Annotated in this window: 15 protein-coding genes and 1 tRNA gene; 6 read left to right on the top strand and 10 right to left on the bottom strand. The window is 61.0% G+C overall.

Annotated features, from left to right (window positions below):
* Positions 1 to 39: 39 nt before the first annotated feature.
* The 7 genes from ACVI9W_RS13380 to dibA all read right to left on the bottom strand — a co-directional run bounded on the left by ACVI9W_RS13380 (position 40) and on the right by dibA (position 8,800).
* Entirely contained in the window at positions 40 to 2,382 is a 2,343-nt protein-coding gene (locus ACVI9W_RS13380) for a TonB-dependent receptor (RefSeq protein ID WP_461530243.1), read from the bottom strand.
* Between the two features lie 297 nt (positions 2,383 to 2,679).
* Complete coding sequence (locus ACVI9W_RS13375) at positions 2,680 to 3,669, bottom strand: sulfate/molybdate ABC transporter ATP-binding protein (protein WP_461530242.1); 990 nt, start codon at positions 3,667 to 3,669, stop codon at positions 2,680 to 2,682.
* A 3-nt stretch (positions 3,670 to 3,672) separates the two neighbouring features.
* Positions 3,673 to 4,545: a sulfate ABC transporter permease subunit CysW gene (gene cysW, locus ACVI9W_RS13370; protein ID WP_038605430.1), complete on the bottom strand. Its 873-nt coding sequence runs from the start codon at positions 4,543 to 4,545 to the stop codon at positions 3,673 to 3,675.
* Positions 4,546 to 4,559: 14 nt separating this feature from the next.
* Positions 4,560 to 5,378, bottom strand: a complete 819-nt coding sequence (gene cysT, locus ACVI9W_RS13365) for a sulfate ABC transporter permease subunit CysT (protein WP_461530241.1) — start codon at positions 5,376 to 5,378, stop codon at positions 4,560 to 4,562.
* Between the two features lie 87 nt (positions 5,379 to 5,465).
* Positions 5,466 to 6,473 carry a sulfate ABC transporter substrate-binding protein gene (locus tag ACVI9W_RS13360; RefSeq protein ID WP_157190730.1) on the bottom strand — a complete coding sequence of 336 codons (1,008 nt, stop codon included), beginning with the start codon at positions 6,471 to 6,473 and terminating at the stop codon, positions 5,466 to 5,468.
* 41 nt (positions 6,474 to 6,514) lie between these two features.
* A complete protein-coding gene (oscA, locus tag ACVI9W_RS13355) occupies positions 6,515 to 6,697 on the bottom strand; it encodes a sulfur starvation response protein OscA (RefSeq protein WP_007941032.1) in 183 nt (60 codons plus the stop codon).
* Between the two features lie 207 nt (positions 6,698 to 6,904).
* Positions 6,905 to 8,800, bottom strand: a complete 1,896-nt coding sequence (dibA, locus tag ACVI9W_RS13350) for a phosphodiesterase DibA (RefSeq protein WP_461530240.1) — start codon at positions 8,798 to 8,800, stop codon at positions 6,905 to 6,907.
* A 149-nt stretch (positions 8,801 to 8,949) separates the two neighbouring features.
* Here dibA and desA point away from each other — a divergent pair, with 149 nt between their 5' ends.
* Together desA and ACVI9W_RS13340 are read left to right on the top strand one after the other, a co-directional pair.
* The gene (gene desA, locus ACVI9W_RS13345) at positions 8,950 to 10,134 is read left to right on the top strand and encodes a delta-9 fatty acid desaturase DesA (RefSeq protein ID WP_274296329.1); all 1,185 of its coding nucleotides are present in this window, start codon (positions 8,950 to 8,952) and stop codon (positions 10,132 to 10,134) included.
* A 134-nt stretch (positions 10,135 to 10,268) separates the two neighbouring features.
* The gene (locus ACVI9W_RS13340; protein ID WP_461530239.1) at positions 10,269 to 11,258 is read left to right on the top strand and encodes a GGDEF domain-containing protein; all 990 of its coding nucleotides are present in this window, start codon (positions 10,269 to 10,271) and stop codon (positions 11,256 to 11,258) included.
* 72 nt (positions 11,259 to 11,330) lie between these two features.
* Here ACVI9W_RS13340 and ACVI9W_RS13335 read toward each other — a convergent pair whose 3' ends face one another.
* The 3 genes from ACVI9W_RS13335 to gabD all read right to left on the bottom strand — a co-directional run bounded on the left by ACVI9W_RS13335 (position 11,331) and on the right by gabD (position 15,589).
* Positions 11,331 to 12,539: an HDOD domain-containing protein gene (locus tag ACVI9W_RS13335; RefSeq protein WP_461530238.1), complete on the bottom strand. Its 1,209-nt coding sequence runs from the start codon at positions 12,537 to 12,539 to the stop codon at positions 11,331 to 11,333.
* A 140-nt stretch (positions 12,540 to 12,679) separates the two neighbouring features.
* Positions 12,680 to 13,963, bottom strand: coding sequence for a 4-aminobutyrate--2-oxoglutarate transaminase (gene gabT / locus ACVI9W_RS13330; protein WP_461530237.1), 1,284 nt, complete (start codon positions 13,961 to 13,963; stop codon positions 12,680 to 12,682).
* A gap of 183 nt (positions 13,964 to 14,146) precedes the next feature.
* Positions 14,147 to 15,589 carry an NADP-dependent succinate-semialdehyde dehydrogenase gene (gene gabD, locus ACVI9W_RS13325; RefSeq protein ID WP_038605409.1) on the bottom strand — a complete coding sequence of 481 codons (1,443 nt, stop codon included), beginning with the start codon at positions 15,587 to 15,589 and terminating at the stop codon, positions 14,147 to 14,149.
* A gap of 261 nt (positions 15,590 to 15,850) precedes the next feature.
* Here gabD and ACVI9W_RS13320 point away from each other — a divergent pair.
* The 4 genes from ACVI9W_RS13320 (at position 15,851) to ACVI9W_RS13305 (ending at position 23,454) form a co-directional block, all read left to right on the top strand.
* A tRNA-Arg gene (locus ACVI9W_RS13320) sits at positions 15,851 to 15,927 on the top strand.
* A gap of 275 nt (positions 15,928 to 16,202) precedes the next feature.
* Entirely contained in the window at positions 16,203 to 17,654 is a 1,452-nt protein-coding gene (locus ACVI9W_RS13315) for an SrfA family protein (RefSeq protein ID WP_461530236.1), read from the top strand.
* Positions 17,655 to 17,671: 17 nt separating this feature from the next.
* Entirely contained in the window at positions 17,672 to 20,749 is a 3,078-nt protein-coding gene (locus ACVI9W_RS13310) for a virulence factor SrfB (protein WP_461530235.1), read from the top strand.
* Positions 20,746 to 23,454, top strand: a complete 2,709-nt coding sequence (locus ACVI9W_RS13305; protein ID WP_461530234.1) for a putative virulence factor — start codon at positions 20,746 to 20,748, stop codon at positions 23,452 to 23,454. Before ACVI9W_RS13310 ends, ACVI9W_RS13305 begins: the two co-directional genes overlap by 4 nt.
* Positions 23,455 to 23,458 lie beyond the last annotated feature (4 nt).

Here is a 23,458-nt window from a genome sequence, read left to right as displayed (position 1 = left end):
GCATGAAAAGTATTCAGGGCAGGCATCGAAAAACCGTTCTCAGAAGTCGTAACGACCGGTCAGGCCCAGGGTTTTCGGTGTGCCCACCAGGCCTTCATAACCACCGTTGGCAGCGCTCCAGAGGGTGGTGTAGTAGGTCTTGTCGAAGGCGTTTTTCAGCCACAGCGAGACGTCCCACTGGCCCTGACCGAGATCGCCGCGCAAGCCGGTGGACAGGTTGACCACGGCGTAGCTGGGGATCTGTGCGAAGTCGGAGTCCTCAACCGTGCCCACTGCCTTGGAGCGGAAGGCATAGCTGGCGGTGACATAGGGCTGCAGGCCGTTGTCCAGATCCCACTGGTACTGGCCGTTGGCATTACCGATCCATTTCGAGGCGCCGACCACCTGATGGCCGGTGAGATCGCAGGAAGCGGGCGCCCCTGGCTGCAGGGCGACTTCCGGGGCGCACGGGGCGTCTTTGTAGGACAGGTAACGCACATCGTTGTAGGAGCCGTTGAGGTTCAAGGTCAGGCCGCGGATCGGCACCAGGGTGCTCTCCACTTCAACCCCGCGCGAGCGCACGGAACCTGCGTTGGTCAGGTACTGCACACGGTTGGCTTCGTCGTAGGCGTTGGTCTGGTAGCCATGCACTTCGGTCCAGAACAGGTTGGCGTTGAGCTGCAGACGGCGATCCCAGAGGGTGCTCTTCAGACCCAGCTCGGCGTTGTTGGCGCGCTCGGTACCGATCAGCAGCGAGTCGGCACCGGCCACCGGCGCGGTCGCCACCGTCAGGTTGACGCCGCCGGACTTCTCGCCATGGGACAAGGTGGCATAGCCGAGCAGATCATCGGTAAAGCGATAGCTCAGGTTGAGCAGGCCCGAGGGGCTGAAGGTGTACTGGTTCAGATCACCCGAGTCGTAAGCCCCCACCCGGCCCTGACGTACAGCGGCCGCAGCGCCGCTGACAGCAGCACCGCCGACGGGGGCTGCGCGATCGACCCAGGCGCTTTTCTCTTCATAGGTGCCACGGATACCGGCGGTGAAGTCCAGGCGCTCGGTCAGGTGCCAGGTGCCTTGGCCGAACAGGGCAAAGCTGTCGGTCTCGATATGGCCCTTGCCGAGCGTAGTGACATTGGCCAGGGCACCAGCCGGGGTGCCATTCCAGATGTCCGCCTGGGGACCGTAATAGACGAAGGATTTGTTATCCAGATCGGAACCGAAGTAATAGGCGCCCAGTACGTAGTCAAAGAAGCCACCGGTGGGTGACGCCAGACGAAATTCCTGCGAGTACTGCTTGTCGCGCACCGAAACCCCGGAGTTGAACGCCGCAGGCACGTTCAGGCCCTCGTCGTTGCGCGGGGTGAAGTCCCACCAGCGGTAGGAACTGACAGATGTGAGGGTGAAATCGTTGTCCAGGGTCCAGTTGGCCTCAAGCGAGGTCCCGCCCTGGAACACCGTGACCTGTTGATCACTGTCCAGGTTGACCTTGCGCGTGCTGCCATCGATCAGCGTGGCACCTGCCGCTTTGGCCCGGGCTTCGTAGCGATTGACGCCATTGATGGTCGGCCCGGTGCTGTACAGCAAACGCGTGCCGGCACTGGAATCCTCTTCGTTGTAGTCGCCGATCCAGCGCAGGTTGAACTGCTCGCTGGGCTTGTACAGCAGCTGACCACGAAAGCCCTGGCGCGAACCGCCATTGAGGGTATGGCCGTCGAACTCGTTCTTGATGTCGCCGTCGCTACGGGTGCGGTAGGCCGAAATGCGCCCGGCCAGGGTCTCGCTCAAGGGCCCGGACAGGGTGCCCTTGGTCTGGAAGTAGCCATCCTCGCCCACCGAAGTTTCGATGCTGCGCTCGGGGGTAAAGCTCGGCGCCCGGGTGCTGATGTTGATCACCCCGGCGGTGGTGTTCTTGCCGAACAGGGTGCCTTGCGGACCGCGCAGCACTTCCAGTTGCTCGATGTCCATCAGGTCGAACACCGCCATGCCCGGACGGCCGAGGTAGACGTTGTCCAGGTACAGGCCAACGCTGCCTTCCAGGCCATCACTGGCCGGGTTGTTGCCCAGACCGCGAATCGACACGCTGGACTGGCGCGCATGCATGTAGGCAACGTTAACGCTCGGCACCAGTTGCTGCAGGTCTTGTATGCGGTACACGCGCTGGGTTTCCAGCGCCTGGCCATCGATCACACTCATCGGTGTCGGCACGTCCTGGGCACTCTCCTCGCGACGGCGGGCAGTCACGGTGACAGTCTTGAGCTGGCTGTCGCTGGCTTTCACCGCAGTCTGTTGCGGTTCGGCGGCCTGGGCTGGCAACCAGTGCGCACTGCCGGCCAGCAGCAGGGCCAGGGGCAGACGCTGGAGTCGCCGTGAAGAGAGAGGTGCAAGGCGATGGGTCGGGCTCATGGGCGGCTCCTGGCCAGGAATGCATATTCCTATTGGCTATTTATTTATTAGTTGAAATAGATTTATCGAATAAGAGATGACCTTTATAAGGAGTGCAACGGAGGTAGGGCAAATGCCTTTGGCCGATACTTTTTATGAGAAAAATGCATATGCCGCGCAGGCGCGAACGAGCCGCCACAGTGCTGGTTGTGGTGCTTGGCTTGCAGGACGGGAGGGGAAACGATCGCGGGGCAAGCCCGCTCCCACAGGGTTGGTGAAAACCTGTGGGAGCGGGCTTGCCCCGCGATTAGGAATGACTCAGATATTGGCGACTTTCTGCCAGACCTTGGGTTTGAAGAACAAAGTCTCGCCACGCGCCAACCCGGTCAGGCTGTCATGGTCCTTGACCACTTCAGCCTCGATCAGCTCGCTCTGCCCTTCAACCTTCAGGGTCACCCGGGTGGTCGCGCCCAGCGGACGGATATCACGCACTTCGGCCGCATGGTGCCCCTCGACTTCATGCCGCGACAACGACACTTCATGAGGCCGGAACAGCACGTGGTGGCCTTCGCTCAGGTGCAGGCGGTTGGAGTCACCGAGGAAGTGGTAAACGAAATCACTGGCCGGGTTCTCGTACACCTCGCCCGGCGAACCGATCTGCTCGATCACGCCTTTGTTCATCACCACAATACGGTCGGCAACTTCCATCGCCTCTTCCTGGTCGTGGGTCACGAACACCGAAGTCAGGTTGATATCTTCGTGCAGGCGCGCCAGCCAGCGGCGCAGCTCTTTACGCACCTTGGCATCGAGGGCGCCGAACGGCTCGTCGAGCAGCAGCACCTTGGGCTCAACGGCCAGGGCGCGCGCCAGGGCGATACGCTGGCGCTGACCACCGGAAAGCTGCTCGGGATAACGGTCGCTGAGCCAGTCGAGCTGAACCATGTTCAACAGCTCATGGACCTTCTCGGCAATCTTGCTCTCGCTCGGCCGCTCGGCCTTGGGCTTCATGCGCAGACCGAAAGCGACGTTGTCAAACACGCTCATGTGACGGAACAGGGCGTAGTGCTGGAACACGAAACCGACGTTGCGATCACGCACATCGTGACCGGAAACATCCTCACCGTGGAAAACGATATTGCCCTGGTCTGGGGTTTCCAGCCCGGCGATGATCCGCAGCAGGGTAGTTTTACCGCAGCCGGACGGGCCGAGCAGCGCCACCAGCTCACCGCTGTGGATATCCAGGTTGATGCTGTCCAGAGCCTGGAAAGCGTTGAAGCGCTTGCTGACGTTACGAACTTCGATCGACATGAATTATTCCTCCGCTGCGCTATGGCGCAGACGGTTAATACGGTTCTCGCTCCACTGCTTGAGCAGCAGGATGAAGAGCGCCAGGATCAGCAACAGGCTGGCGACGCTGAAGGCCGCAACGTGGTTGTATTCGTTGTAGAGGATCTCGACGTGCAGCGGCAAGGTGTTGGTCACCCCGCGAATGTGCCCGGAAACCACCGACACCGCACCGAACTCACCCATCGCCCGCGCGGTACACAGCACCACACCGTAGATCAGGCCCCATTTGATGTTGGGCAGGGTCACGTGCCAGAACATCTGCCAGCCGTTGGCGCCCAGCAAACGCGCAGCCTCTTCCTCTTGAGTGCCCTGCTCCTGCATCAGCGGGATCAGTTCACGGGCGACGAAGGGCACGGTGACGAAGATGGTCGCCAGAACAATGCCCGGCAAGGCGAAGACGATCTGGATGTCGTGGTCCTGCAGCCACGGCCCGAACAGGCCCTGGGCGCCGAACATCAGCACATAGACCAGACCTGCGATCACCGGCGATACCGAGAATGGCAGGTCGATCAGCGTCACCAGGATGCTCTTGCCACGGAAGTTGTACTTGCTCACGCACCAGGCGGCGCTGACACCGAACACCAGGTTCAGTGGCACCGAGATAGCCACGGCGATCAGGGTCAACTTCAGGGCCGACAAGGCGTCAGCCTCGAAGATCGCTTCGAAGAATGTTCCCAGGCCCATTTTCAGGCCCTGGGACACCACGATAACCAGCGGCAGCAGCAGGAACAGGGCGAAGATCAACCAGCCGAGACTGATCAGGATTCGCCGCGAGGTTGAGCTGCCACGGCGGGCGGCGTTGGCCGAAGCGGCCGCGCCAAGGGTAGATGCAGACATGGACGTGGCCTCCTTCAAGGGGTTTCGATGCGCCGCTGCAGCAGGTTGATCAGCAGCAACAGGATGAAGGAAACCACCAGCATCAGCACGCCGATGGCAGTAGCGCCGGTGTAGTCATACTGATCGAGTTTGACCATGATCAGCAGCGGCAGGATCTCGGTTTTCATCGGCATGTTGCCGGCGATGAAAATCACCGAGCCGTACTCACCGACACCGCGGGCAAAGGCCAGGGCAAAACCGGTCAGCCAGGCGGGCAGCAGCGCCGGCACCAGTACATAGCGGAACACCTGCAAGGGCTTGGCACCCAGACAGGCCGCGGCTTCTTCGACTTCCCGAGGGATGTCGGCCAGTACCGGCTGCACCGTACGCACCACGAACGGCAAGGTCACGAAGGTCAGCGCCAGGGTAATGCCCAACGGGGTGTAGGCAATCTTGAAACCCAGGTCAGTCGCGAACTGGCCGACCAGGCCCGCAGGCGCATACAGCGCCGTCAGGGCGATGCCGGCCACGGCGGTCGGCAGGGCGAACGGCAGGTCGATCATCGCCTCGATGATCTTGCGCCCCGGGAAGGTGTAGCGCACCAGCACCCAGGCCAGCAACGTACCGATGATGCCGTTGATGATGGCGGCGCAGAGGGCAGTACCGAAGCTCAGCTTGAGTGCGGCGAGGACGCGCGGTGCACTGATGATGGCCCAGAACTGCTCCCAGGTGAGCTGGGCGGCATGCACGAACATGGCCCCCAGCGGTATGAGCACAATCAGACTGAGGTACACCAAGGTGTAGCCCAGCGTCAGCCCGAAGCCGGGTATGACGGGGGAGATACGACGTGACATAAAGGTCCCTGGTTGAACGCACGAAGCCCGGAACGAATCCCGGGCCCATGCTGGCTACTGAACGGCGATTATCCTGACGGCCATGGATCACTGGGCCGTGTAGATCTGGTCGAACACACCACCATCATTGAAAAACTTGGGTTGGGCAGTTTTCCAGCCACCGAAGTCTTTGTCGATAGTTACCAGATCCAGTTTCGGGAACTGCTTGGCGTATTCGGCGGCAACTTTTGCGTCACGCGGACGGTAGAAGTTCTCTGCAGCGATTTTCTGCCCGGCCGGGCTGTACAGGTGTTCCAGATAGGCCTTGGCAATCGCTTCGTTGCCCTTCTTCTCGGCATTCTTGTCGACCACGGCCACCGGCGGCTCGGCGAGGATCGACAGCGACGGCACGACGATTTCGAACTTGTCGTTGCCACCGTCTTCCTTGAGGGCCAGGAACGCTTCGTTTTCCCAGGCCAGCAACACGTCACCCTGACCGTTGTTGACGAATGTGATGGTCGAGCCACGGGCGCCGGTATCGAGTACCGGTACGTGCTTGAACAACTCCTTCACGTATTCCTGGGCCTTGGCTTCGCTGCCACCGGCTTTCAGTCCGTAGGCCCAGGCGGCGAGGAAGTTCCAGCGCGCACCGCCGGAGGTTTTCGGGTTCGGGGTGATGACCGAGACGTCTTTCTTGATCAGATCGCCCCAGTCCTTGATGCCTTTGGGGTTGCCCTTGCGCACCAGGAAGACGATGGTCGAGGTGTACGGAGTGCTGGCTTCCGGCAGACGGGTCTGCCAGGTGTCCGGCAGGGACTTGCCAAGCTTGGCCACCTCGTCGATGTCGCCGGCCAGGGCCAGGGTCACCACGTCGGCGCGCAAGCCGTCGATCACCGCCCGGGCCTGCTTGCCCGAACCACCATGGGACTGCTGGATCTTCACTTTGTCGTCCGGATGAGCCTGCTGCCAGTGCTTGATGAACTCGGCGTTGTACTGCTGGTACAGCTCCCGGGTCGGATCGTAGGACACGTTCAGCAACTCGTAGTCCTTGGCGATGGCGGAACCGGCAAACACGGCGCTGGCGAGTGCAGCCAGGGCATAACGGCGGATGGACATGGTGAAGCTCCCGATTGGCTATTTTTTTCTAATTAGGGTTATCAGCTGGGCTTGTTGCCGGGGTTCTGCAGGCGGAACTTTTCCTTGCGTTCGATCTGCACGACCTGGGCGTTGTGTACGGTGATTTCCACCGCACCAAAGCGCAGATCGCGCAGAGCGCTCTGGATTTCGCGCAGAATGGTGGCTTCGTCCTGACCGTCAACGCTACGCAGAGATGCGCTCATGCTCGTGCTCCTGTGAATAAGGGATGCCGTGCAGTTGCGTGAAAGGGAGCGACTGCGCCTGGCTTGAGGGCAATCTTAGGGGGCGTTGAATATTCTTAAAAATACTATTTAAGAATTTTTATATAACCAGAATCACAAAGCATCGCCGGCAAGGCCGGCTCCCACAGGTGGATATTGTGGGAGCCGGCCTTGCCGGCGATGAGGCCCTCAGACCCAGCGCAATTGCTGCGCCGGAACCGGCCGTCCAAACCAGTACCCCTGCCCCAGCTGGCACTCATGTTCGAGCAGAAACTGCGCTTGCTCGGCCTGCTCGATACCTTCGGCAAGGACCTGCATACCCATGCTTTTGCCCAGGGCAATGATCACCCGGACGATCGCCGCATCGTCTTCATCCCACGGCAAACCAGCGACAAAGCCCTGATCGATCTTGAGCTTTTGCACCGGCAACCGCTTGAGCCGCAACAGCGAAGAGTACCCCGTGCCAAAGTCATCGATGGCCAGGCGCAGCCCCAGTTCACGTAAACGGTGCAACTGTTCCAGAGCGACTTCGGGGTCATCCATCACCGCACTTTCGGTCACTTCCAGCTCCAGCATCGCCGGGGCCAGGCCGGTTTCATGCAGCACCTTGGCCACCTGTTGATAAAGGTCGCGATGACCAAACAGGCGACTGGAAATGTTCACCGCCACGAACTGCAGCGGCCGCCCGCTGGCCTGCCATTGCACCATCTGTGCACAGGCGTGGCGCAAGACCCAGGTATCGATATCGGCAATCAGGCCGGTGCGTTCGGCAATCGGGATGAACTCACCGGGCGCCACCAGCCCGCGCTGTGGGTGCTGCCAGCGCACCAGCGCCTCGACGCCAATCATCGCCCCGCTGTTGAGCTCATGCACCGGCTGGTAATAGACCCGCAACTCTTCCTGCTCCAGCGCCCGGCGCAGCTCTCCAGCGGTTTCGACCCGCTGCTGGGCATGGGCCGTCAGCTCTTCGGTGTACAGCGCGTAACCGGCACGCCCACAAGCCTTGGCCTTGAACAGTGCCGAGTCGGCATTGCGCAACAGCTGCTCGGCGCTCAGGGCATCGCTGGGGAACAGGCTGATACCAATGCTGGCGCTGACGAACAGGCGCTGCTCATCGAACTCAAAGGGTTGCTTCATCGCATCAATGATATTTTGCGCCAGTGCTGCGGCCTGGCCGACTTGCGGGCATTGCTCGGTGAGCACGGCAAACTCGTCGCCACCCAGGCGAGCCAGGGTCACGCCGCTACCGAGCAGCGCCTTGAGACGCTCGCCCACCACTTTGAGCAGTTGATCACCGACATTGTGCCCAAGGCCGTCGTTGATGCTCTGGAAATGGTCCAGGTCCAGCAACAGCAGGGCACAACCGCGCTTGTTGGCCTGGGCCGCGGCCAGCGCCTGTTCGGCGCGGTCGTTGAACAGCAGGCGGTTAGGCAAGTCGGTGAGTGGATCATGGTGGGCCAGGTAGGCCAGCTCGCGCTCGCTGTGCTTGATCGCGCTGATATCGCTGAACACCGCCACATAGTGGCTGAGCTCGCCGCTGTCATCGCGGATCGAGCAGATGGTCTGCCACTGCGGGTACACCTCGCCACTCTTGCGCCGGTTCCAGATCTCGCCGCTCCACTCGCCCTTTTCGGCCAGGGTCGCGTAGATCTCCTGATAGAACACCGGCCCATGCCGCCCGGACTTGAACTTGCTCGGCCGCTGACCGATGACCTCGTCCTTTTCGTACCCGGTGATCTGCATGAACGCACGGTTCACATGCACGATCACCCCGTCTCGATCGGTCACCAGCACGCCTTCAAGGGTGCTGTCGAACACCGCCGCGGCCATGCGCAGACGCTCGCGGTCTTCGCGGCGCAGGCGTGCGCCGACACCGATGAAATTCAACAGGCGGGCTCGGGAAGTGAAGATCAGCAAGGCGCTGCATAGCACCCAGACATAGGCACTGAGCAATTGCCAGCGGGCCAGTTGCTGAGGATTATCGAAAAGACTGCTCAATAATTGGTCAGACAGTGCCAGCCAGAGCACAGACAACACCAGATAGAGCGCAGCCATGCGCATGGCGTCTCGAATGGAAGCAGACATAAGGTCCTGACAAGCCCACAAAAAATAATGGGGGATTATAGGGTAGAAACATCCCGTGACCTCCTATCTAAAAGGCCGACTGGTTTTATTTGCCGGTGCAGGGATAATGCTTCCCGCTGTTCCTTATGTTCTAGAGGGCCCTTTCGCCTATGTGGTACCAAGGTTTGCTCAACTTGTCGGCCTGGCAACTGCTGGCAGTTACCCTGGTCATGACCCATGTGACCATCGTCAGTGTCACGGTCTACCTGCACCGCTATTCAGCCCACCGCTCGCTGGAACTGAACGCCGGGCTCAAGCACTTTTTCCGTTTCTGGCTGTGGCTGACCACGGCGCAGAACACCCGCGAGTGGACAGCCATCCACCGCAAGCACCACGCCAAATGCGAGACCGTCGACGATCCGCACAGCCCGGTAATCCTGGGATTGTCCACCGTCCTGCGCAAAGGTGCCGAGCTGTACCGCGAAGAGGCACAAAACCCGGAAACCCTGCGGATCTACGGCAAGAACTGCCCGGAAGACTGGATCGAGCGCAACCTCTACTCGCGCTACAAGCTGGGTGGCATCGCCCTGATGGCGGTCATCGATCTGCTGCTGTTCGGCACCATCGGCATCACCATCTGGGCGGTGCAGATGATGTGGATACCGTTCTGGGCCGCCGGGGTCATCAATGGCCTTGGCCATGCCGTCGGTTATCGCAACTTCGAATGCCGCGACGCCGCCACCAACCTGGTGCCGTGGGGCATCATCGTCGGCGGCGAAGAGCTGCACAACAACCACCACACCTACCCCAACTCGGCCAAGCTGTCGGTCAAGCGCTGGGAGTTCGACATGGGTTGGGCGTGGATCAAGCTGTTCTGCTTCCTGCGTCTGGCCAAGGTGCAGCGCGTCGCGCCGATTGCCCATCGGGTCGAAGGCAAGGGCCAGCTGGACATGGACACCGCCATGGCGATCCTCAACAACCGCTTCCAGATCATGGCCCAGTACCGCAAGCTGGTGATCGCGCCGCTGGTCAAACAGGAACTGGCGCGGGTCGATGACTCGGTGCGACATCAGTTCCGCCGCGCCAAGCGACTGTTGTCGCGGGAAACCAGCCTGCTGGAAGACCGTCACCACCTGCGCATCCAGACCATGCTCGAACACAGCCAGGCGCTCAAGACCATCTACGAAAAACGCCTGGCCCTGCAACAAATCTGGCTACGCACCAGCGCCAACGGCCACGACATGCTGGCGGCGATGAAAGACTGGGTACACGAGGCCGAGGCCAGCGGTATTCAATCGCTGCGCGACTTCGCGGCGCAGCTGAAAACCTACTCCCTGCGTCCTGCAGCGAGCTGACGCCGTTGATCGGCGCGCCCTTCGCGGGGCGCGCCATCCGGAACTTCACCGCCTATTCTCACTCTGACAGGCATAACGCCCGCGTGGCGGGCCGGGTCGTGGCCGCCCGCCTCTGTGTGAGAAGTTCCGCGCAAATGGTCAACAAGAAACCGACGTCCCAACCCCACAATGAACCCCCGGAACTGGCCCAGGCCCTCCTGGCGCTGATGCACGCCCAAGGCGAAGTGGCGCGCCTGAGCGAGCGCGAACAGCTGTTCAGCTCGTTGCTCGATAGCGTCAATGCCGTGCTCTGGGCGTTCGACTGGGAATCCCGTCAGGTGCTGTATGTCAGCCCCGCCTACGAGCGAATCTTCGGCCGCCCGGCCCACTTGCTGCTGGCCGACTTCAATGAATGGCGCGACAGCATCTACCCTGACGACCTCGACTACGCCGAGCGCAGCCTGGCCGAAGTGCTGGTCAAAGGCGCCGTGGAAGACCGCGAGTACCGCATCATCGATGCCGACGGCAACGTCCGCTGGCTCAGCGACAAGTGCTTTATCAACCAGCAGACCGACAGCGAACATCGGCTGATCGTGGTCGGCATGGCCGAAGACATCACCGAAAAGAAACGCGTCGAAGGCGAGCTGCAGCTGCTGGCAACCACGGATGTCCTGACCCAGAGCAGCAACCGCCGGCACTTCTTCGACTGCGCTCAGGAAGCGTTCGAAGCGGCACGGCGGGATCACACGCCGCTGGCCTTCCTGCTGCTCGATATCGATGACTTCAAGCAGATCAACGACACCTATGGTCATCAAGAAGGCGACTATGTGCTGCAGCGCATCGCCGACACCGGCAAGGCCGTGTTACGCCGTGGCGATCTGTTCGGGCGCATCGGTGGTGAGGAGTTTGCCGCGGTGTTCCCTGGCTGTACGCCACAGGTCGCCGAGCAGATCGCCGAGCGCTTGCAGCGGGAAATCCAGTGTCTGGAATTCAGTCATGATCAACAGGTGTTCGGCGTGACCGTGAGTCAGGGGCTGACCGGCATCAGTGAAGTGGATTCATCGCTGGACAGCCTGTTTGCCCGGGCGGATGCGGCGATGTACCAGGCCAAGCGCCAGGGCAAGAATCAGATTGTGATTGGCTGAAGGCCTCATCGCGGGGCAAGCCCGCTCCCACAGCGGTGTCCGGTGGGAGCGGGCTTGCCCCGCGATACCAACTCAAACCTTACGCAGCCTGCTCAACTCCGCCATCCCCACTTTAAGCAACCGCGCCGTCTTGCTCTCGGCCAACGCCTCCAGCCCCTGATCCGCCGGCAACCGCGCCAGCTGCCCAGCCAGGTTCATCACCAGCGCTTCACGCGAATACACTCCGCCGCCCAGCTGGTAGATCGCCGCGATCAGTTCGCGCAGCTCCAGCGGCAAGCGCCAGCGAGTGCGTAACGCCGAACCGAAGGCCGCGCCAAATTCATTGAGCGACAACTCAATGTCATCCTCATCCAGCTCGCCCCCGGATAAGCGCCACTCCTGCAGGCAACGCAGCAACGCCAGGTCACCCAGACAATGCAGCAGACCGGCGCAGTAACAGCGCTCCTGATCCAGCTCGAGCATCCGCGCCAGCACCCGGGCGTACTCGGCCGCGTGCAGCGACAGCTCCCAGAAGTGCTGGGCCCGCTGCGACAACAACGGGTCACTGAGCTTGGCGCTGCGCTTGAGCGTCAGCCCCAGGATCAGGTTCATGCTCTGCGTGGTCCCGAGCTTGTTCAGCGCCTGCAGCAATGTCTGCACGGCGCCGTCGCGGTGCAAGGCAGCACTGTTGGCGGCAGCGATCAGCACGGCCGTCACCTGCGGATCGTTGCGGATCTCTTCTTCCAGCGTTTTGAGGTTGAGCCCCTGCGGGTTCAGGCTGCGCTTGATGGCCTGCTGCACATCGGCCAGCAACGGACCGCCATCGGCCGTGGCCCGGCGCCCTTCGAGAAAACGCGTCAGGGTCATACCCGGTTGCAGCGCCGGCACCGGACAGGCAATTTGTTCACCGACCTTGAGCAGCAGCTCCTCCAGGCGATGACGCAAGGCGTCCATGTTCAGGGGCTTGCTCAGGTAAGCCGTAGGTGCGAACGGCAAGGCTTCGCGCACGCTGGCGCTGTCGCTGCGATTACTCATGAGAATGAACGGCAGCGCCGGTTGACGCTGCTTGGCGCGCACATTGCGCAGCAGATCCAGACCGTCACCGCCAGGCAGTTCACGCGCAGCAATGATCAGGTCAGGCTGGCACGACAGCGCCGCCAGCGCCTGGGAGCCATCGGCACAGACCTGCACCCGTGCATCGCAACGCACGCTGAGCAGCATCTGGCTGAGCATCTCCCGTACCCAAGGGTCGCCTTCGGCAATCAACACACAAGGTGCTGTAGGTGGGTTGGCAGTGCTCATACGCGGCTCTCCGATAATTCACGACGCGCAATCCTGCGCACCTTCCAAGATCTCTCCTTGCTGGCAACCTTAGCCGTCTTGCGTTCCTGTAGTCGAAAAAAAACCCGCCGAAGCGGGCTTTTCTTCTACTGCGTCACAGTTTACGCGAGTTCTGCGAAGCACTCTTCGATGATTGCCAGACCTTTGTCCAGTTGCTCATCAGGCGAGGTCAGCGGAACCAGGATACGCAGGACGTTGCCGTAGGTGCCGCACGACAGCAGGATCAGACCCTTGTCACGCGCCTTGGCTACAACCGAAGCAACGGCAGCAGCGTTAGGGGTGTGGGAACCGGCCTTGTCGAACACTTCAACAGCGATCATCGAGCCCAGGGCACGCACGTCACCGATGATCGGGTGCTTGTCCTGGATCTTGCGCAGGCCAGCAACCAGACGCTCGCCAACAGCCTGGCTACGCTCCAGCAGTTTCTCTTCTTCGAACACTTCCATCACGGCCAGGGCCGCGGCGCAAGCGATCGGGCTACCGGCGTAGGTGCCGCCCAGGCCGCCCGGGGCGATAGCGTCCATGTATTCAGCCTTGCCGCAGACACCGGCCAGCGGGAAGCCACCGGCGATGGATTTGGCGAAGGTGGTCAGGTCTGGGGCAACGCCCATCTGCTCCATGGCGAAGAAGGTGCCGGTACGGCCAGCGCCGGTCTGCACTTCGTCAGCGATCAGCAGGATGCCGTGCTGGTCGCACAGGGCGCGCAGACGCTTCATGAATTCTTTAGGCGCAACGTAGAAACCGCCTTCGCCCTGAACTGGCTCGAGGATGATCGCGGCGATGTCGCGTGGCTCGGCGTCGTTCTTGAAGATGCGCTCGATCGAAGCGATCGAGTCATCGATGCTCACGCCGTGCAGTTCGTTCGGGTACAGCGCGCGGAAGATGCCGCCTGGCATCAGGCCCATGCCGGCCGAGTAAGGCACGACTTTACCGGTCAGGCCCAGGGTCATCATGGTACGGCCGTGGTAAGCGCCGGTGAAGGCGATTACGCCAGCACGGCCAGTAGCGGCACGGGCGATCTTGATGGCGTTCTCAACGGCTTCGGAACCGGTGGTGACCAGCAGGGTTTTCTTGGCGAAGTCGCCAGGAACGCGAGCGTTGATCTTCTCGCAGACTTCTACGTACGGTTCGTACGCCAGCACCTGGAAGCAGGTGTGGGTCAGTTTGTGCAGTTGGGCTTCAACGGCAGCGATGATCTTCGGGTGCACGTGACCAGTGTTCAGTACCGCGATACCGCCGGCGAAGTCGATGAACTCACGGCCTTCAACGTCGGTAACGGTAGCGTTCTTGGCCGAGTCGGCGAAGATCGGGTGGATCTGGCCAACACCGCGTGGAACGGCGGCGACACGGCGTTGCATCAAAGATTCGTTGGTCTTGTTGCTCATAATGTCCTCAATTCGCCACACACAAGGTGGCGCGATTCAAGTCAGAGTGGCCGGTATTCAACTGCTGGCAGCATGCGTTGATCGACTGCTGCAGGGGCCCAGGCCACTGGGTGTACGGTGTAAAAAGGCCAGCGAGACGTCGCTCTCGCGCCTCGCTGGCAGAGGTAAAGCCTTACGCTGCGATCAGATGCTGATGCACAGGTATTTGATTTCCAGGTAGTCCTCAATGCCGTACTTGGAACCTTCGCGGCCCAGGCCCGAGGCCTTGATACCGCCGAACGGCGAGACTTCGTTGGAGATCAGACCGGTGTTGATACCGACCATGCCGTACTCCAGCGCTTCGGCAACACGGAACACACGGCTCATATCACGGGCATAGAAGTACGAGGCCAGACCAAACTCGGTATCGTTGGACATGGCAATGACTTCAGCCTCGTCCTTGAAACGGAACAGTGGCGCCAGCGGGCCGAAGGTTTCTTCCTTGGCCACTGCAGCGTTGTTCGGCACGTTGACCAGAACGGTCGGCTCGAAGAAGTTGCCTTCGATCAGCTTGCCGCCGGTCAGTACCTGAGCGCCTTTGCCGACCGCGTCAGCAATGTGCTCCTGAACCTTGGCGACCGCTTTGCCATCGATCAGCGGACCGGTGGTGGTGCCGTCTTCCAGGCCGTTACCGATTTTCAGCTTGGCCACAGCGGCCTTGAGCTTCTCGGCGAAGGCATCGTAGACGCCGTCCTGAACGTAGATACGGTTGGCGCAGACGCAGGTCTGGCCGTTGTTGCGGTACTTGGAGATGATCGCGCCTTCGACGGCCTTATCCAGGTCAGCGTCGTCGAATACGATGAACGGTGCGTTACCGCCCAGCTCCAGGGAAACTTTCTTGATGTCCTTGGCGCATTCGGCCATCAGCTGGCGACCGATTTCGGTCGAGCCGGTGAACGACAGCTTGCGCACGATCGGGTTGCCGGTCAGCTCGCTGCCGATGTCGCCGGCGCTGCCGGTCACCACGCTCAGCACGCCAGCCGGGATACCGGCGCGGGTGGCCAGCTCAACCAGGGCCAGAGCCGAGTACGGGGTTTGCGAAGCAGGCTTGAGGACCATGGTGCAGCCAGCGGCCAGGGCCGGGCCGGCTTTACGGGTGATCATCGCCGCCGGGAAGTTCCACGGGGTGATCGCTGCGGTTACACCGATTGGCTGCTTGATCACGATCAGGCGCTTGTCTGGCTGGTGGCCAGGAATGGTGTCACCGTAAACGCGCTTGGCTTCTTCAGCGAACCACTCAATAAAGGAAGCGGCGTAGGCGATCTCGCCTTTGGCTTCAGCCAGTGGCTTGCCTTGCTCGGTGGTCATCAGGCGGGCCAGGTCGTCCTGGTGCTCGATCATCAATTCGAACCAACGACGCAGCTTGCCAGCACGCTCTTTGGCGGTCAGTGCACGCCAGGCCGGCAGCGCCTTGTCGGCGGCCTCGATGGCGCGACGGGTTTCGGCCGCGCCCATCTTCGGCACAGTGCCGATGATCTCGCCGGTGGCCGGGTTGTTGACCTTGATGGTCTGACCATTGTCCGCGTCCAACCACACGCCATCGATGAAGGCTTGCTGGCGGAACAACTGGGCGTCTTTAAGCTGCATGTCGGCTTCCTTAACGGCACCGTACAGACACGGCGCGAATTATTGATTGTAGAAAAAGGATAGCGTTTGAAATCTCAAACGAATCCTAGGAGCAACGAGGAAAAAGGACAATAGGGTGTTCGAAAAAAAGAACAAAAAGCGCTATACGGCGACCTTTTTCAGATCAACGTCACCTCTAGCCCCCTGCGTGTGCAAAATCGAACACAGCAAATTGTGGCGATGGACGCCGCCAGTCTAGATGGGTATCATGGCGCCCGCGTTGCACTCGTAGCTCAGCTGGATAGAGTACTGCCCTCCGAAGGCAGGGGTCGTGGGTTCGAATCCCGCCGAGTGCGCCATATAGATGAAAAGGCCCAGGTGCAAACCTGGGCCTTTTTTTATGCCTTGTGGGAGCGGCGCTGCGACGACTCGACTTGCCCCGCGATTACGGGCTGACAGCCTCATCGCTTCGCGGGGCAAGCCCGCTCCCACAGGCAGTTGCCCTACCTATAGCAATTTGCCATCCATTTGAATTGACGGCCCCTGCGCTTGCCGTTAGTGTTTCTCAAAATTTCGGGCGTCTCTCTATAGAGGCGCTCGATGCTTATGGGAAGAGCTAAAAGGTAGGACAAGGATGCGCGGAGTACTGCTACGCAGCGGCAAAAGTGAACAATTCACTGCGCTGGGGGAGACGGGTCAACCGGTCTACCGGGCTGCTCTACAGCTTCGCGAAGCCATTCGGCGCAAGAACCCCGACCACCCTGGGCTGGTCGAGCACCTTGCCATTCCGCAAACCGATGAACTCGGCAGCAAAATCGATTGGTACAGCGACCGTCTGGGTGATGTGATTCCCTGGAGCAGCGCTACCGAAGAAGAGCGTGCGCCCGCACGCGCGCAGCTTGAAGTGCTGCAGAGCAGAATCAACGACCTGAGTAACGAGCTGCTGGGGCTGGATGCCAATGGCCAGCCACTACCCGGCAGCAAGCCCGGCGCTCAAGGTGATCGCACGGTGTTCGGCAAGCTGCTGACCTGTGTGGTGCCCTTCCCCGATGAAAACTATGTGTACCTGGTCGACGGCAAACCCGTACTGACCTTCTGGGGCTTTATTCATGCCGGTGCCGAGCGTAGCCGTCAGCCGCTGCATTGCCTCTACCCCAGCATCCCGAAAGTTGCCGAACCCGTTGCACCGGCACCCGTAGCGCCAGTAACACCAGTAGCACCGCCTCCACAGCCGGCGCCGGTTGTCACCGAAGTCGCCAAACGCCCCTGGTGGCGGCGCTGGTTGTGGCTGCTGGCCTTGCTGCTGTTACTCGCCTTGCTGCTATTCGGGCTGCGCAGTTGCTGGCCTGGCATGGGCCTGGGTGGTTTACCGCTCGGCGATTTCAACAAGCCGGACGTTCACCTGGACCCGAGCTTGCCAACTACCACTCTGCCCACGGGCAACGGCCTGCCTGAAATGGGCCAGACAGTCAGTACAAACACCAGCACTGACGCGACGCTGCCAACCGGGGGCAGCGTGCCCGCTCCGCCGGACTCAGCCAAGCCTGGCACACCTGAAGCACTGAAAACCGAGGCAGCTCAGACGCCTGAAGCGAACAACGGCGAGGCTGCTCAAGGGCAACCGCCTGCCGATCAGGTGCCAACGCTGCCTGAAGGCCAGGGTAACCAGCAGCCCCCTGCACCACCTGAATTGCCGCAAGAGCCGCCAGCACAGCCGTCACAACTGACCATTCCGCCCAATGTCGGCAATGGTGCAGCCGACTTCCTCAACGGCAACTACAACGGTGCCGGCATCCAGGAAGTGGGCACTGCCAAACCGCTGAGCCTGAAGTACGACTTCCAGAACGGCAAAGGCCAGGCCACGGTCAGCCGCTCCGACGGGGTGAGCTGCAAGGGCCCGGTGGCCGCTGCGATGAATGGTGGCACGCTGTCGATTACCAGCGATGGTCAAGCGGCCTGTGCCGACGGTAGCAGCTACGAACTCCCCCAAGTGAATTGCAAACCAGGCGCCAAAAGCATCGCCGACTGCACCGGTAACTATGGTGCGGACGATTTCCCGATGCTGATGAAACAAGCCGGCCAATAACACGAGAAGCGCAGAAGATGTTGCCTGAAATCACTCAGTTCGAAGAAACGGTCACACTGGTCAGCGATAGCGGTATCCAGTTCATGGACTTCGCCCTGCGCCTGGGCCCTGATGAACAGGCCGGCAAGTTCGTTCAGCTCAACAACGGTATGGTCCCGACCCGCTTGCTGTGGTCCAAGGAGTACAAGGACTTCTACGAACCCGAGCCAGACAAAATGGTTCAGGTCGAGTTCGACTCCACGGAAGACAACCACTTCCGCCTGGGCATGGAAGAAAGCCTGAAGCTGTTCGATGGCGCCTGGCTGCCAATTCCCTTCCTGCGCTTCATGCCGCCCCACCGCTACGACGAGGGCCCGAACAACTGGTCGCGGATGCGCCTGATCAAGCTGCCTGAAGCCGATATCGACGGTAATACCCATCGTCTGACCATCGCCTTCGACTGCCGCATCATGAAAACCGTCGACGGCGCCGCCTACCTGGCACCAAGCGAAGAAGATGTGCGTTCGGGTGTCGCGTTCAAGCTGGCCTGCAGCGCTCGCGAGTACGGCTGGTTCCTGACCAATGGCTGGATCCGCGAGTGGCTGACCGAACTGTACAGCGAGGCCCGCGCGGAATGGACGCGTGAGCGCCTGGAGCGGGACCTGCAAGGCAATCGTCACATCGCTCACTACCTCAACCTGTTGAGCCTGCTACGCCGCCCTGTGCCGGCCGAGCAAAGCAGCGAAAAGCCCAAGGTCGAAATCCCGGAAATCAAAGTGGTGGCCAACGATGCACAGGGCGTCGTACTGCCGATCAAGGTCGACCTGGTACTGGATGTCGGTAACTCGCGTACCTGCGGCATTTTGATTGAGGACCACGGCCAGGCTGGCGCGGGCATGCTCAACAACTATGTGCTTGAGCTGCGCGATCTGAGCGAGCCACACCAGATCTACAACCAGGCGTTTGAAAGCCGGGTCGAGTTCAGCAAGGCCGCTTTCGGCAACGATCAGTGGTCGAGCCAGAGCGGCCGTCACGATGCATTCCAGTGGCCCACCCTGGCTCGCGTTGGTGGTGAAGCCGGTCGCCTGGCCAGTCGCCGTCGCGGCACCGAAGGTTCCACCGGGCTGTCCAGCCCGAAGCGCTACTTGTGGGACGAAAAAGCCTACGGCCACGGCTGGCGCTTCAACACCTCCAACAAGAAAGTCAGCGATGAGCCGGAAGCGATTGCCGCGCCCTTCTCGTCGTTGATCAATGACCTCGGGCAAGCGTTGTATCTGCCGCCAAAGAACGACATGTCCGCGTTCTCTTCACTGTATTCGCGCAGCAACCTGATGACCTTCATGCTGGCTGAGGTCGTCACTCAGGCGCTGTCGCAGATCAACAGCCCGGCGCAACGTTCGCGCCAGGGTCGCGCCCGAACCCCACGCCTGCTCAACAGCATCACCCTGACTGTGCCACCAGGCATGCCTCAGGCAGAGCGCAGCATTCTTAGCAATCGTATGTTCGAAGCCGTCGGCCTGGTGTGGAAAAGCCTCGGCTGGCATGAAGGCGACAGCAACCCCTTCAAAGACAAGAGCGTCAAACCACGCACGCCGCTGCCGAGCATCCGCGTGGACTGGGACGAAGCCAGTTGTGGCCAGTTGGTGTACCTGTACAACGAGATCAGCGAGAACTTCGCCGGCCATCCGGAAGAGTTCTTTGCCACCCTGGCGCGCCCGGACAAGACCGAAGCGGAACAGATCACCCTGGCCACCATTGATATCGGTGGCGGCACCACCGACCTGGTGATCACCGACTATCGCCTGGATCGCGGCAACAACGGCGGCAATGGCGCCAACGTGCATATCGTGCCGGAGCAACGCTTTCGCGATGGTTTCAAAGTTGCCGGCGACGACATTCTGCTGGATGTGATCCGCGAATTTATCCTGCCTTCGTTCAAGCGCGCCCTGCAGGATGCCGGTGTGTATGCCCCGGATGCCTTGATGTCACGCCTGTGCGGCAACGGTGAAGCCAGCGCCCAGGAACGCGTTCTGCGTCAGCAGCTCAACCTTCAGGTGTTCGTACCGCTCGGCCTGGCGGTGCTCAAGGCCTATGAGCAATATGACCCCGAAGCGCCGCTGCCGGTGGTCGAGCAGAGCTGGCGAACGCTGCTCGGTGATGCATCGGTCAACGACAGCGTGCTGGAGTTCGTTAATGCGGCGGTTCGCCGTGACGTGGGTCGCGACGGCACACTGGATCTGCTGAGCACCCCCCTGGCCCTGGACCTCGAACAGGTGCACCTCGCCTTTATCGGCGGGCAGATCAACATCACCAAGGTGCTCAGCGAACTGTGCGAAGTCATCTCGCACTACGCCTGTGATGCCTTACTGCTGACCGGTCGGCCGTCGCGCCTGCCAGGCATTCAGGCGTTTATCCGTCAACGCCTGCCGTTGCCGCCAGGACGCATCCTGCCGTTGCAAAACTACCGCACCGGCGGCTGGTACCCGTTCCACAAGAATGGCCTGATCGATGACCCGAAAAGTACGGCGTCGGTGGGTGCAATGATCTGCCTGTTGTGCGCCAAGCACAGTGTGCCGAACTTCTACTTCCGCACCACGATGCTCAAACCGTACTCGACCATCAAGCACTTCGGTCAGATCGATAACGCCGGCACCATCAAGCATGGCGACGTGCTGTATCACAACCTGACCTCCGACAAAGGCCGCATCGAGCTGCCTATCGTCGGTGAGGGCGAAGAGCGTGGCACGCCGTGGCTGGAAATGCGTGGTGACATGCACCTGGGCTACCGCCAGCTGGCTGCTGAGCGCTGGTCGGCCTCGCCGCTCTACACCCTGCGCTTCACCGATCAGGGTAAACGTAACTTCTCCCAGTCCATCGGCAAGGGCGGCGAAGCGCCGGTGCTGCGTATTCGCCTGGCCGTCGATGAGCCCTCTGACCTTCTGCTCGAGCAGGGCCTGATCAGCGACAAGCTGATTATTTCTGATCTGAAATCGAACATTCAGGATGCCGACTTCGACTTCGAACGGGATCTTGAGCTCTCACTCAACACCATGCCGACCGGCAACCTGAGTGACAGTGACTATTGGCTCGACAGCGGGAACGTCAAAGGAAAATGAGCAATCTAACGCCAAAGCAGCAACAACTGATGGGCGCTTGGAGCGCCGTCCATAAAGGTGCCGACGAAGCGCTGACGTGGATCGAACAGGTACGTGGCAACGCCGCCAGTGTCGAGGCCGAGGCCGATGGTCTGAACCTGCGCCTGCACCGCGCACGCAACCGCGCCAGGGACCTTCAGCGCGCTGCGGCCACACCGATGGTGATTGGCTTCTTCGGCCTGTCCCAGGCCGGTAAGTCGTACCTGATTTCCGCCCTCGCGGCCGATACCAGTGGCCGCCTGGAAACCGATTTCGGTGGCAAGACCCTCGACTTCATCGAACACGTTAACCCCACGGGCCTGGGCAAAGAAGCCACTGGCCTGGTCACCCGTTTCAGCCGCTGGGCGCAGCCAAGCCCCGACGCCAACTTTCCGGTGGAGCTGAAGCTGTTCAGCGAAATCGAAGTGGCGAAGATTCTTTCCAACGCCTGGTTTGAAGACTTCGACCAGGAAAAGCTCGACTATTCGTTCACCGACGAACGCATCCAGTCCGTGCTCGCAGCATTCGAAGGGCGCGAAGTAGAAAACCTGCAGCCAGGCGTCAGCGCCGATGATGTGGTCGCCCTGTGGGACTACCTCAAAGGCAACTACGAGAAGTCGGTGCGCAAACTGGCCGAGGTGTACTGGCCGCGGGTGATGAAACTGGCCCCGCGCTTGAACTACCGCCAGCGCGCCAAGCTGTTCTCGATCCTCTGGGGCGAGCAGGATGGCCTGACCGAAGTCTATGAGCAGTTGGTCGGCGGCCTGCAGAAAATGGGCTACCCGGACACCGTGTTCGCCCCGTTGAGCGTTCTGGTCAAAGACGAAAACGGCACCTACACCCAAGCCAACAGCATCATGAACGTCGACATCCTTGGACGTCTGGGCACCGGTCGTGATCTTGCGGTCAATGTATTGCCGGTACGCGATGGCAAAGCACAGGCCAGCACTGGCCTGACCATCGCTCAACTGGCAGCCCTGACCGCTGAAATGACGTTCCGCTTGAGCAATACGCCGAAGGATCCGGTGGTGGAAGAGGTCGATCTGCTCGACTTCCCCGGCTACCGCACCCGCCAGAAATTGCTGCGCATCGAGGATGCCGCGGATCCGAACGCGGTTGAAGAAATCAACCCGGTCTCGACCCTGATCCTGCGTGGCAAAGTCGCTTACCTGTTCGAGCGCTACACCGACTCGCAGCAGATGAACGCGCTGGTACTGTGCACCAGTTCGTTCAAACAGAGTGAAGTGGTCAGTGTAGGGCCGGTGCTCACGCGCTGGATTCACAAGACCCAAGGCGCCACCCCACAGGAGCGCGGCCAGCGCACTCCAGGCCTGATCTGGGCGCTGACCATGCTTGATGGTTTCATCAGCAACACCCTCGGCCTGAGCGAAGGGCAACTGCCCGAAGGCTGCGAGAACATGATGAAGCTGACCATGATCGAGCGCTTCGGTGCCATGGAGTGGATGAAGAACTGGTCGAATGAGCCGTTCAACAACACGTACCTGGTGCGCAAGCCACGCCTGGACACCGCGTTCATCGAACGTGATGGCGGCAGCGGCGAAGAAAACGAATTCACCGAACGTCATGTACAGCGCTTGAACCAGCTCAAGCAATGCTTTGCCGTCAGCCCTTCGGTCCAGCGCCATGTGAAGGAGCCTCAGGACGCCTGGCAAGCCATGCTGGAGCTCAACGACGGCGGTATCACCCGTTTCAGCGGCAGCTTCAAGGGCGTGGCCAACATCGACTTCAAGCTGACCCGGATCGAAGAGCAGTTGCATCAGTGCCGTGCCGACCTGCTGGAACACGGCCTGCATGTCTGGCGCGAAGAAGACTTCGAACAGCTACTGAACAAAAAGCGCCAGAAAACCCAATACCTGCTCGATAACCTGGGCGCCGACCCGGATGTCATCGCCAATCTGATCCATGAGCTGCAATTGCCGGTGGAGCAACTGCGCGACCTGTACCTCAGCGGCGTGTACCACATCGATGGCCTGGACGCCGAAGCAGAGGCCGAGCCTGAGCAGAATGTCCGGGCGCCAGCCAACCAAGCCCCGGCCCTCAACTTCGGCAACCTGTTCGCCAGCCCCCAGGCCGAACCTGTCGCCGCCGTGAAAAAGCCGCTGGCGCAGCGCTTGACCCCGGAGCAGCGCTTTGCCCGCGCAGCGCTCAAAGCCTGGATCAAGCATATGCGTGACCTGGGTACACGCACCCTGCTGCTCAATAGCCTGCGCCTGAACAAAGACGTGGTCGACGCACTCACCGAAGAGCTGATCAGCGCCGTACGCAACAAGGCCTTCATGGCAGAACTGGACGAAGCGGTAACCCGTCGTGTGCAGGGCGGTCTGCATCGCGATCAGACAGTGCAACGCCAGGTGCTGTCGGTGCAGTTGCTGATGCGTGACTTCCTCTCCTGGTTCGGCCTGCTGGCCAAGCCTGAGGCCGAACGCCCCAATAGCCTGTTGGGCGAGCGGGCGCCGGTGTTCAGCTTCTATCGCTCGGTGCCGTCAGGCGAACTGCCGCTGCTGCCAGAGCAGCCTTCGCACCAGGAACAGCGCTACCAGGTGGATTGGTTATCGGGCCTGGCCTGGCTCACCCAGGAAAACGCCAAAAGCGGCGCAGACCCCGAAATTACTACCGAGCAGCGTCGCCAGTTGGCGGTCCTGCTGAACACATTCGAAGCGAGTTGATTGC

It is taken from the genome of Pseudomonas sp. 210_17 TE3656 (assembly GCF_054821965.1).
This window is presented reverse-complemented; position numbering and strand designations above follow the sequence as displayed.

Bases quoted from the DNA above. Each gene is read 5' to 3' on its own strand.
- ACVI9W_RS13380 (WP_461530243.1), bottom strand. From the start codon at position 2,382: ATGAGCCCGACCCATCGCCTTGCACCTCTCTCTTCACGGCGACTCCAG.
- ACVI9W_RS13375 (WP_461530242.1), bottom strand. From the start codon at position 3,669: ATGTCGATCGAAGTTCGTAACGTCAGCAAGCGCTTCAACGCTTTCCAG.
- cysW (WP_038605430.1), bottom strand. From the start codon at position 4,545: ATGTCTGCATCTACCCTTGGCGCGGCCGCTTCGGCCAACGCCGCCCGC.
- cysT (WP_461530241.1), bottom strand. From the start codon at position 5,378: ATGTCACGTCGTATCTCCCCCGTCATACCCGGCTTCGGGCTGACGCTG.
- ACVI9W_RS13360 (WP_157190730.1), bottom strand. From the start codon at position 6,473: ATGTCCATCCGCCGTTATGCCCTGGCTGCACTCGCCAGCGCCGTGTTT.
- oscA (WP_007941032.1), bottom strand. From the start codon at position 6,697: ATGAGCGCATCTCTGCGTAGCGTTGACGGTCAGGACGAAGCCACCATT.
- dibA (WP_461530240.1), bottom strand. From the start codon at position 8,800: ATGTCTGCTTCCATTCGAGACGCCATGCGCATGGCTGCGCTCTATCTG.
- desA (WP_274296329.1), top strand. From the start codon at position 8,950: ATGTGGTACCAAGGTTTGCTCAACTTGTCGGCCTGGCAACTGCTGGCA.
- ACVI9W_RS13340 (WP_461530239.1), top strand. From the start codon at position 10,269: ATGGTCAACAAGAAACCGACGTCCCAACCCCACAATGAACCCCCGGAA.
- ACVI9W_RS13335 (WP_461530238.1), bottom strand. From the start codon at position 12,539: ATGAGCACTGCCAACCCACCTACAGCACCTTGTGTGTTGATTGCCGAA.
- gabT (WP_461530237.1), bottom strand. From the start codon at position 13,963: ATGAGCAACAAGACCAACGAATCTTTGATGCAACGCCGTGTCGCCGCC.
- gabD (WP_038605409.1), bottom strand. From the start codon at position 15,589: ATGCAGCTTAAAGACGCCCAGTTGTTCCGCCAGCAAGCCTTCATCGAT.
- ACVI9W_RS13315 (WP_461530236.1), top strand. From the start codon at position 16,203: ATGCGCGGAGTACTGCTACGCAGCGGCAAAAGTGAACAATTCACTGCG.
- ACVI9W_RS13310 (WP_461530235.1), top strand. From the start codon at position 17,672: ATGTTGCCTGAAATCACTCAGTTCGAAGAAACGGTCACACTGGTCAGC.
- ACVI9W_RS13305 (WP_461530234.1), top strand. From the start codon at position 20,746: ATGAGCAATCTAACGCCAAAGCAGCAACAACTGATGGGCGCTTGGAGC.